This is a genomic window from Paenisporosarcina sp. P5_A11 (assembly GCF_056400705.1).
The window spans coordinates 1-1,317 of record NZ_JBFUKT010000349.1 but is presented as its reverse complement, the minus strand read 5'-3'; the positions used below and the strand labels follow the sequence as shown (position 1 = coordinate 1,317).

2 protein-coding genes are annotated in these 1,317 nt (G+C 38.8%); both read left to right on the top strand.

The annotated features are described in order from the left end of the window. A partial coding sequence (locus tag AC1DOS_RS20145) for an amino acid--tRNA ligase-related protein (RefSeq protein ID WP_477538913.1) occupies nt 1-739 on the top strand: 739 nt, incomplete at its 5' end. Between the two features lie 39 nt (nt 740-778). Further along, on the top strand, nt 779-1,317 hold a 539-nt coding region (locus tag AC1DOS_RS20140), incomplete at its 3' end, for a DnaD domain-containing protein (protein WP_477538912.1).

Genomic DNA, 1,317 nt, shown 5'->3' with positions numbered 1-1,317 from the left:
GCTTTATATGGAAGCTGCTGCTATGGCACTTGGAAAAGTGTTTTCATTTGGACCAACTTTCCGTGCAGAAAAATCTAAAACACGTCGTCACTTAATTGAATTTTGGATGATAGAGCCCGAGATGGCTTTTGTTGAGTTTGAAGAAAACTTGGAAGTTCAAGAGCAATTCGTATCTTATGTTGTTCAATCGGTATTAAAAAACTGTAAATTAGAGCTTGAGCGTTTAGATCGCGATGTAACTAAACTTGAGCATATTCAAGCTCCGTTCCCACGTATTTCTTATGATGATGCCATTGTTTTCTTAAATGAAAATGGATTTGATGACATTAAGTGGGGGGATGACTTCGGTTCTCCACATGAAACTGCTATCGCTGAGCATTATGAGAAACCTGTATTTATCACACACTATCCAATCGGTATTAAACCGTTCTATATGCAACCACACCCAGAACGTGATGATGTTGTATTGTGTGCGGATTTAATCGCACCAGAAGGATACGGAGAAATTATCGGTGGATCAGAACGTGTTCATGATTACGATTTATTGAAACAACGTTTAGATGAACATGGTCTGGATGATAAAGCATACGCTTGGTATTTAGAACTTCGTAAACAAGGTTCAGTACCGCATTCAGGATTTGGTTTAGGTCTAGAACGCACAGTAGCATGGATTAGTGGCGCAGAACACGTTCGTGAAGCTATTCCATTCCCACGTCTTTTAAACCGCTTATATCCATAAGCAGCAAGCAATTATATAAATACAAAGGAGAGTTCAGGTATGCATCAGCAAAATCCGGATCGGCTCCGTATGTGGACAGAGCAGGGGAATGTAACCATTTCCCAGCTCTTTTTTCAACATTATAAAAAGTGTGATATACAAGATGACGAAGCTTTACTCATTCTCCATATGTTAGCGTTTATTGACAAAGGAAATCATTTTCCGACGCCGGATGACTTAGTTGAGCGTTCACATTTTACACATGAACAAGTTAGCCGACATATGCAAAGATTATTTCAAAAAGGGTACTTATCAATCCAACAAAGGTATGACGAAAAAGGTGTTCTATTTGAGGCTTTCTCATTCCATTCATTATGGAATCGTATATTAGATCTTTTGTTGACAGAAAAAACGAATGAAAAAGAAATGACTCAAAAAGAAGAAGAAGGCGATATATTCCGGTTATTTGAGCAAGAATTTGGACGCCTGCTTTCTCCGATGGAAAGTGAAACCATTGGTATGTGGATAGATCAAGACCACCAAACACCAGAGCTTATTCGTGCAGCATTGAAAGAAGCAGTACTAGCTCAGAAGATGAG